The organism is Streptomyces sp. 8L (genome assembly GCF_020176795.1).
Classification (GTDB): Bacteria; Actinomycetota; Actinomycetes; order Streptomycetales; family Streptomycetaceae; genus Streptomyces.
On the sequence record NZ_JAIUKE010000021.1, the window covers coordinates 1 to 8407 of the forward strand.

The following is an 8407-nucleotide window of genomic DNA, read 5'->3' on the forward strand; positions in this document are numbered from 1 at the left end:
CCGCCCGGCTCAGCTGCGCGCCGGCGCTGGGGTGTGGGGCGCGTGTTTGCGGCTTTTTGCTGCCGCGGGGCCTGCCCGCTCGCGGGTCTCCCAGCCGCCTCGCGGACTAGTGGAATAGTCGGACGGACGGGTGGCCGCGAGAATGCAGATCTCGCGGCCACCTACGGGGCGCGCGTCAGAAGCCGCGGGCCGTGAGCCAGTCGTCCAGAGCGACCGTGACGATGTCGCTGATGGGCAGGTGGTCGAGCTCGTTGTCCAGTGCGAAACGCTTGAGTCGCCTCTTGAGCTTCAGCGCGGTGGGGACCGACGAGTCGAGGCCCTCGCGCGTGATAACGCGCTGGTTCAGAACAACGGCCGTCTCGGGAATGTCCCCTGGTCGGCCGGGTCCCTGAGCCCAGGGGGTTCCCTCGCTCGGTCCGGCCTCTGGCGGCGCCTTCTGCTCCTGGTGGGAGATCGGAGTGTCGCTCCGCACTGGGAAGGGCGCTGCACTCGAACCCGGAGAAGCGACAGGCCGGATGGCAACTTCGGCGCTCGCCGGCAGCCCAGCGGTCGCGGGGTTGGTCTGGGGCCCCGCCTGCGAAACCTGCTCCTTCGGTTGCGGGTGCTGAACACCGGGTGCCGTGGAGTCGGCACCGCGGGTCCCGAACTGCTCGTGCCCCTGTGCTGGATGCCCGTCCATCGCGGGCGCTCCGGTAGCAGGGTGAATCGGGCGGGAGGCAGCGGGGCCGCTCCGTGCGTCATCGGCAGCCGCCAGGTCCTGGGCCTGCGGTGTGTCGGGGAGTGTCCCAGTCGGGTCGCTCTGCTCCCCGGTTTCCGTGGAGGCCGGCGAAGAGTGCTGGGCTCCAGAGTGAGCTGCCGCGACACGACGGGCTGCCTCATCAGCGGCCTGCTCGGCGGCAAACTGTTCGGGTGTGAGTTCGGCAGCCGGCGGAGGGGGCGGCGGAGCAGTCTTCTTCGCTCCACCCAACGCGCGCCCGCCAGTGCGGCGGGCCGGAGGCTTCGGCCTCTCGTTCTTCTCGGTCATGCGGTCAGCTCCTTCATCAGGTTGGCGTACTCGGTCAGTTCGGTCGGGATCTCGCCGAAGGCCTCCATGTAGTGCACCCAGGAGTGGATGGTGGTCTCGGCGAGCGGGAACGGCTCGTCCCGGTCCGGGCCAAGCCCCTCGCCCTTCCTGGGCCTTAGCAGCTTGTCCTTGGCGTTGCGGGGCAGGCTGGTGCGGTCGTCGGCCTTGACGATCACCAGGTGGGCGGTGACGCCCTGCTCGTTGCGGGCGGCAGCGCGCTCGGCCTCGTTGAAGGTGGCGACGAGCCTGCGTAGCTCGATCTTGGCGGGGGCGACCGGCACGAGCAGCAGGTTTGCTTCGGTAACAGCCTCGTGGAAGATGCGGGCGCTACCGCCGCCGGCGTCGACCACGATCGCGCCGAACTTGCCGCGGTTGGCGCGGATGTACTCAGCGACGTCATCGAACGGGAACCGCTCGACTACCAAGTTGTCGGGGATCTCAAAGCCATCCGCCTGGGCGACCTTGAACCAGTCGTAGGCGGACTGGCTGGAGATGTCGGCGTCCAGCAGCAGCGTCGGCAGGCCGAGAACGACGGCGTAGTAGAGGGCGATGAACCAGGCGGAGGTGGTCTTGCCGGCGCCGCCCTTGAGCATGCCGACGACGATGACGAGGGCGTCCCATGCGCTGGCCGTGGCAGCGGCAAGAGTCTTGAGGCGGGTGTTCTCACTCACGTGTGCTTGATCTCCTGAATTGGGAAGAGTGTGTCCGTTGGGGGCCGTCGGCGCGAAGGACGACGGTCTGCTGCCGGCTGAGCGTGGGTGAAGGCGGGTCCCGCGCGGTAGCGCCTGCTCCGGGATGCTGTGTCGTCGGTCCTCTGATCCGCCGGGCCCAGCGAGCTGCTGCCCTCAAGACCGGCTCCTCGGAGTACGAGCCGGGCCGTGACTGTGCTGAGGCCGCATGCGGGTTCCCGCTAGGCGCAGGAGTCGATAGACGGTGCCGAGGGAGCAACCGCAGCTCTCAGCGAGATGCGGCACGGTGGCTCCGTTCTCGTATCGCGCACGCAGGGACAACGCGAGCTTCTGACGCTCTGCAGCCCGGTTTGCAGAGCGGATCCGTTGTGTTTGCTGCGACGTGCGTGGGACCCCGCCAGCATCGACCAGCAGCCGCCTGGCGCCGCGCGTTGTTGATCCAGCGACACTCGCGAGTTCGGCCAGAGTCGCGCCGCGCTTCTCGTACAAAACCCGGAGGTGCGCTGCGAGCCGCATTCGCGCCTGCGGATCGTTGCGCATGCGGCGGGTCTGCCATGACGTGCGCATCTCGGTCCCGGCCTCGCGCAGGCGGTTGAGGACCGTGCCGTACGACAGGCCGCTGACCGTTACGAGTTCATCGACTGTCGCGCCGGACTCGTAGCGCGTCCGCAAGGCTTGCGGGCCACGCAAGTCATTCTCGTCAGGCTTTCTTGCGGGATGTGGGTTCATGCTACGGACTCCCATTCACTGAGGGCTTCGGCATGGGCAGCGGCCAGCTCGTCGTAACTTCGCTGGTCAGCAGTAGTGATGAGGATCAGTCGCCCGTCGGTGGCAATACGCCAGTCGGGCACGATCCGGCCCGTGGCCGGATCGAGGACACAGCCATCCGGGGCGTGCCACGCCGGCGGGACCTCGGCGGCGTGAAGTGCTGGGACCAGAACCCGGCGGCCTTCACGCACGATGACAACGGTTCTGGTGCGGTGTTCTGCCCGACGTTCCAGCGCTTCCCTGTACGCGGCTCGCTCCGCGGCGTGAAAGGCCCTTCGACGTGCAGCAGTGCCTGAGGTTCCGTACTGACGGGCAACCGCGTCCCAACCTCGCAAGGGCGCCTGGTCCACACCGGTAACAGCCTGAAAAAGGCTGTTACCGAAGCCTTCCAAGACCTGAGGAGCCAGGGTCCAGGTCTCGCCGGTGTGCTGAACCAGGGCGCACTTCGCGAGGCGGTGCAAGGTGCGGTATACGGTGGCGCGAGACACGGACGAGGTAGCGACGAGATCGCAGACCGTCTGTGCAGGACGCGAATGCAAGGCCCCGATGATCATGAGGGCGGAGCTTCCCAGGGCGCGGTGGGCGAAGGCGTCGTGGGACATGAGCTGGCTGACGACGGTCGAATCGATATCGCCCGAGACGAAAGTCTCGGGAGTGGACCACTCCTCAAGTGCCGGGCCGGGGGGGAACTGAGTGGTCTGTGTTCGAGAAACCCGGCTTCCCGTCGTGTTCCAGGGCCCGTCTCCGAGGTACCAGGAGGAACCCTCTTTGCCGCGCCCGGTCCTGAGCCGGCGGAGCCACCCAGCGGGCTTCAGTACGGTGTCGTACGCGTTCCGCAGGGACTGTCGTGAGATCCCGGCTTCCTCCGCCGTTTGGCGCTCGCTGGCGGTGTGCAGTCGGCCACCGGCCACCTCAGCGAAGTTCAAATGCGCACGGAGCGCCCGCAAGGCAGTGCGGCCTCGCTCTCCCCGCCATGCAGTGACCTCGATCCGGTCCCGAAGAGCAGCAAGATCCTCGTAGGCGTCCTGTCGGGACACGATTTCCCTCGCGCCACCGACCGTTGCACGCGCACTGTCCCAGACACGATCGATGTAGGCACGCGCACGCGTTTGCCCCGAACGCAGCGCGATATTTTGTGTATGCCGTCCGCCCTCGTGATCCGGGTGCATGAGCAGCTCGGTCAACTGGGCGACGGTGCCCCGCGCACGAGCAACATGACATGCGATGGCGGCGGTAATGCGGTGGCCGTGTTCGGCCAAACCCTGCCGCTCTTCGCGCAGGATGACTCGCCCTTGACGATCGAGCTTGCTGTAGCTGCCTGCGGCATAACGCCCAGTCAGGTCTCCGAGGAGGACCAGATCGGCCGCGATCCGTGGGAGCTGAGCGAGGCCCTTTCGCGAGGTTTGGGGGCCTGTGACTGCCTCTGGTTGGGATGAAGCCTTCCGTGGGTAGTGCAACGGGGGTACGTCGTATGGCATTCTGGGAGTCGTCTCGCAAAGACATGGACGCCACCAAGGCCCGACAGAACCGCGGGTGGTGTCCGGAACCGACCTCCAATCGGTACCAGCGAAGCCTCCAGGATTGCCGTCCTGGAGGCTTTCGTATGCCTGGCTCCCATGGAGGCAGGCGTCCCCATCGCAACTCGACCAAGGCTCGACCGAGGGGCGCGTCGAGAGTTCGACGCTCCTGGTCCGTCCAGTCAACTCGGCTCGCTTTGAGGCAAGTTTTCAGAGGGATCGCGCCTCTGACTGCCTCCGAGCGACCCGGGTCGAACTGGGGTCGATTCAGAGCGTTTTCCTCTGACTGCCTTCGATCGCCTCTGCAACCCGTCCTAGCAGGTCACAGCCGCTTCAGGCTCCATAAGTCCAGGTCAGAGGGGTGCGGTAGAAGTACCACTGGTACCACCAGTTGTGCTCGACGGCCGGGAGGGCCGGTTCGAGCTGGGCCCTGACGTCGGTGATGAGGTAACCGCTGGTGGAGACGAGGGACTTCACGCGCCGCGGCCACAGGGCGGCGATGATGTCGGCGGTGCGCGAGCCCCAGTCGAAGCCGGCGAGAATCGCCTGGTCGATCTTGAGGGCGTCCATGAAGGCGATGATGTCCAGCGCGACGGCCGACTGCTCGGCGGTGCGCGGGGTGCGATGGGACAGGAAGCGGGTGCTGCCGTGGCCGCGCAGGTAGGGGACGAGGACGCGGTAGCCCTGGCCGGCCAGGAGGGGGGCGACGTCGGTGAAGCTGTGGATGTCGTAGGGCCAGCCGTGCAGGAGGAGGACGACCGGGCCGTGCGCGGGCCCCGCCTCGGCATAACCGACGTCCAGGAGACCCGCCTTCACGCTCTTGAGCGCGGGGAACTCCGTGTGGGTGCCGGGGGTGACGGCGGGCACGGAGGCGGCGCCCGGCGGTCGCGCCGTGGTCTCGGTGGAGGCGTCGGCCCGAAAGCCGGACAGCGGGACCGAGGCCGCCCCCGCGCCCAGGCCGACGGCCTTGCTGAAGGTACGTCTGCTGATCATGCGGAGCCCTCTCGCGTGTTTCCGATGGCCGGTCCGCGCCCGGAATCCTCCCCGCTCGTCTCAGCGCGACGGGAGCGTCACAGGTCGCGGCGCCATGACTCTCGCACGAGACCCGTCACCCGTCAAATAGGTGACGCGCGTCCTGTTCACCTTTCTGACGGCCCGGCAGGGCCGGACAACACCCCCGTCCCCGGCACCGGCCGCGCCCGCCGCGGTCCGAACCCGCCGCGGCAGGCGCTCCCGGGCGCCTCCCGGCGTCAGGTGGCGAGGCCCGCGAGCTCCGCGCCCGCGAGGAGGAAGCCGCCGACGCCGAAGTCCGCGGTGCTGTCGTAGGTGACCGGCTGGCTGGAGTCGGGCCGGTCGCCCACCTTCTGCACGTACCCGAGCACGCCGTCGGGGTGCACGGCCGTGGCGACGAGGCCGTTCCAGGCGCGCGCGGCGACCGGAAGGTACGTGGCCCGGTCGACGAGCCCGGAGGCGACGGCGTAGGCCGTGCCGTAGGCGAAGAAGACGGTGCCGCTGGTCTCGGGCCCGGGAAGTGCTGCGGGTCGGCGAGGTTGACGTTCCAGAACCCGTCGGAGCGCTGCACCCGCGCGACGGCGGCCACCAGCCGGGTGAGCGTGTCGGTGTACTCGGCGGTGTCGGACCGCCCCGCCGGCAGCGCCTTCAGGGTCTTGACGTGCGCGCCGGCGACCCAGCCGTTGCCGCGCGACCACACCACCGGCTTGCCCGACGGCGAGAGAATGCCGCCGGGGAGAAAGTTCTTGTCGCGGTACCAGAGCCCGGTGGCGGGCACGTAGAGGCCGGGGCCGCCCTCCGCGCTCTTGGTGTGGGTGTAGAGGCTGTGCATCTTGGTCCAGTAGCCGGTGTCGCCGCGCAGCGCGCCGAGCCGGGCGAACGGCGGCATGGCCATGTGCAGGGCGTCGTCCCACCACCAGTCGTCGTTCTTCGACACCTGGTCGGTGTACGTCATGCTGTGCAGGCACGCCTCGACGGCGGTCAGCTTGGCGGGGTCCGGCTCCGCCTCGTACAGGTCGAAGTAGGCCTGCCCCGCGCACTGGTTGTCGGCGTCGCGGGTGCTGGTGCCGCCGCTGAGCGCGTAGTCGTGGCTCTCGGCCCAGGAGCGCGCCCGGTCCAGGTAGCGGCTGTCGCGGGTCAGCCCGTACAGCGCCATGAGGCCGCTGTAGAAGGTGGCGTTGGCCCACAGGTTGTCACCGGTGCCGGGGTTCGCCGCGATCCACTGGTCGGCGACCTTGCGCAGTACGGCGGTGATCGCGGCCCTGGACGGCAGCGTGTCCGGCACGCGCGGGGCCGTGCCCGGGACGGTTCGCGCCGGGCGGCCGGCGCCGGTGGCGGCGTGGGCGACGCCGTCGAGCAGGGGCGCGCCGGCGACCGCGAGCGCGGCGCCGGTGCCGAGGAAGTGCCGTCGGTCCATGGAAGGGCCTTCCGTGTGGGGGACGGAGAGGTGCGGGGCGTACGGAACTGCCAGCTGTTCATATGAGTGAACGTCGGGTATCTCCGTGAACTTGCGAGGCAGCCTAAACGAGCGGACCGACTCCCCGCCAGACCCCGGACACCTCTCAACGCCGCTCTCCACACGGGGAGATGAGGGGCTGGAGCGGGAGGGGCATCGGCCGCTGGAGGGGACAGCGCCTTGTGCGGTGCGGGGGCGCGACGGGCGCGGCCCGGCGCGTGGTCCGCGGGACCCGCCGCGCGGGCGGCCTCGGGGCAGGGCCTCCGTCCGGCGGTGTCCTGCGCGCCCGCCGACGGCTCGTCCGGCAGGATGGCGCGGGTGAGCAATCGCGATGCATCGGATGCCGTAACGGCGGCCATCGAGGGCGAGCTGCGCTTCCTCGATCCCGCGGTCTTCACCTCCCCGGCGCTGCTCAGCGAACTGCTGCACGCCGAGTTCCGCTCGTTCGGGTCCTCGGGGACGGCCTGGACCCGCGAGTCGTACATCCACGAGCTGCGCGAGTGGGGTCCCGCTGCCGCGGCCGGCACCGTGAGCCGGATGGCCGCGCGGGAACTCACCCCGGACCTCGTGCTCATCACCTTCGACATCAACATCAGCGAGCGCCGCGCGCACCGCAGCTCCCTGTGGTGCAGGACCGAGAGCGCGGGCTGGCAGCTCTACTTCACCCAGGGGACCGGGTTCACCCCCGAGGACATGGAGCTGCCGTCCTGACGGGCCCGGTCGGGCCCCCTCCCGCTCTCACGCCCGCGCGGCGGGCTCCCTGCGCATACAGATCCGCGGCCACGCGTCGAGGCCCATCGCCGCCTCCGCGCGCCTGATCTCCCGCAGTCCCGGGCTCACCTCGTCCCCGGCCAGCGGCCGGAAGCCGAGGCGCGCGTAGTACGGGGCGTTCCACGGCACGTCCACGAACGTGGTCAGCGTCAGCGCCGTGCCGGCCCGTACGGCCAGATCGTCGATCAGCGCACGCCCGATGCCCCGGTGCGCCGCGCCGGGGTGGACCGACACCTGCTCCACGTGCGCGAGCCCGTCGACCTCCTCGTGCAGCAGGTACCCGACGGCACGTCCGTCCTCGTCGTCCGCCACCCAGGCGTGCCCCTCATGGCGGTAGCCCTCCAGCACCTCGGGCGACGGCGGGGCGTGCTCGGCGACCTCGGCCATCCCGAACGCGCGGAAGAGTTCACCGGCGGCCAGCTCGATGCGGGGGATCTCGGACAGGTCCGCCGCGGTGGCCAGTCGTATGAACATCCGGGCAGCTTACGGGACCGGGCGCCGCCGGTGCTGTTACATCGGCAGGAGGTCTGCCCGCATGTTCCGAGAGGCGGCAGTGTGTCCGACAGCGCCCACGACGACGGAGAGTCCACCGCCCGGCGGCCCACCGGGGCGACGGCCTCGGCAGGGGCCGGGCAGACGTCCGGCCACCCGCCCGCGCGGCCCGGGACACCCGGGTACCGGCCGGCCCGGCGCGGGGAACCGCTCCAGCGGCTGCTGTTCGGCGGGGTCTACGGCTCCGTGCTGGCCGGCGCGCTCGCGGCGGCGCTGGGCGGCGAGAGCGGGCCGCCCGATCCCGGATACGACGCGGTGTGGGTGCTCGCGGCGGCGGTGGCCGCGTCGACGGCCCACGGGTACGCGCACGCCATCGCCCACCGCACGATCAGGGACGGCAAGCTCACACCGGGCACCCTGAGGTCGGTGCTGCAGGAGTGGGCGCTGCTCGCCGCGGCCGTGCCGACGGTGGCCGCGCTGCTGGGGGCGTACGCGGGCTGGTGGGGCGAGGACAGCGCGATCACCACGTCCCTCGTCATCAACACGGCCGCGCTGTTCGGCTGGGGGCTGTGGGCCGGCCCGGCGCGGGGAACCGCTCCAGCGGCTGCTGTTCGGCGGGGTCTACGGCTCCGTGCTGGCC

At 70.2% G+C, this 8407-nt stretch carries 8 protein-coding genes and 2 pseudogenes; 3 read left to right on the forward strand and 7 right to left on the reverse strand.

Going from position 1 to position 8407, the window contains the following annotated elements:
- Positions 1 to 175: 175 nt before the first annotated feature.
- The 4 genes from LCE31_RS02985 to LCE31_RS03000 all read right to left on the reverse strand — a co-directional run bounded on the left by LCE31_RS02985 (position 176) and on the right by LCE31_RS03000 (position 3704).
- Positions 176 to 472, reverse strand: a complete 297-nt coding sequence (locus tag LCE31_RS02985) for a hypothetical protein (RefSeq protein WP_225012360.1) — start codon at positions 470 to 472, stop codon at positions 176 to 178.
- Positions 473 to 1020: 548 nt separating this feature from the next.
- Positions 1021 to 1734 (reverse strand): ParA family protein, encoded by a 714-nt coding sequence (locus LCE31_RS02990; RefSeq protein ID WP_225012361.1) that lies wholly within the window; start codon positions 1732 to 1734, stop codon positions 1021 to 1023.
- Between the two features lie 174 nt (positions 1735 to 1908).
- The gene (locus tag LCE31_RS40745) at positions 1909 to 2496 is read right to left on the reverse strand and encodes a helix-turn-helix domain-containing protein (protein ID WP_308042179.1); all 588 of its coding nucleotides are present in this window, start codon (positions 2494 to 2496) and stop codon (positions 1909 to 1911) included.
- Positions 2478 to 3704 (reverse strand): hypothetical protein, encoded by a 1227-nt coding sequence (locus tag LCE31_RS03000; RefSeq protein ID WP_225012362.1) that lies wholly within the window; start codon positions 3702 to 3704, stop codon positions 2478 to 2480. Before LCE31_RS03000 ends, LCE31_RS40745 begins: the two co-directional genes overlap by 19 nt.
- Here LCE31_RS03000 and LCE31_RS03005 point away from each other — a divergent pair.
- Complete coding sequence (locus LCE31_RS03005) at positions 3684 to 3956, forward strand: hypothetical protein (RefSeq protein WP_225012363.1); 273 nt, start codon at positions 3684 to 3686, stop codon at positions 3954 to 3956. The genes LCE31_RS03000 and LCE31_RS03005 overlap by 21 nt on opposite strands.
- A 450-nt stretch (positions 3957 to 4406) precedes the next feature.
- On the opposite strand, the pseudogene LCE31_RS03010 reads toward LCE31_RS03005, so the two are convergent.
- Positions 4407 to 5030 (reverse strand): annotated as a pseudogene (locus LCE31_RS03010) (alpha/beta fold hydrolase); the annotation flags it as partial.
- Between the two features lie 257 nt (positions 5031 to 5287).
- Positions 5288 to 6465 (reverse strand): annotated as a pseudogene (locus LCE31_RS40275) (glycoside hydrolase family 88 protein).
- Positions 6466 to 6822: 357 nt separating this feature from the next.
- On the opposite strand from LCE31_RS40275, the gene LCE31_RS03020 reads away from it, so the two are divergent.
- A complete protein-coding gene (locus tag LCE31_RS03020; RefSeq protein WP_225012364.1) occupies positions 6823 to 7215 on the forward strand; it encodes a nuclear transport factor 2 family protein in 393 nt (130 codons plus the stop codon).
- A gap of 27 nt (positions 7216 to 7242) precedes the next feature.
- Here LCE31_RS03020 and LCE31_RS03025 read toward each other — a convergent pair whose 3' ends face one another.
- Positions 7243 to 7749 carry a GNAT family N-acetyltransferase gene (locus tag LCE31_RS03025; RefSeq protein WP_225012365.1) on the reverse strand — a complete coding sequence of 169 codons (507 nt, stop codon included), beginning with the start codon at positions 7747 to 7749 and terminating at the stop codon, positions 7243 to 7245.
- Positions 7750 to 7830: 81 nt separating this feature from the next.
- Here LCE31_RS03025 and LCE31_RS03030 point away from each other — a divergent pair.
- The coding region (locus LCE31_RS03030) for a hypothetical protein (RefSeq protein WP_225012366.1) at positions 7831 to 8407 on the forward strand (577 nt) is incomplete at its 3' end.

Excerpts from the sequence above, each read along its gene's own strand:
- LCE31_RS03025 (WP_225012365.1), bottom strand. The coding sequence starts at position 7,749 with ATGTTCATACGACTGGCCACCGCGGCGGACCTGTCCGAGATCCCCCGC.
- LCE31_RS40745 (WP_308042179.1), bottom strand. The coding sequence starts at position 2,496 with ATGGGAGTCCGTAGCATGAACCCACATCCCGCAAGAAAGCCTGACGAG.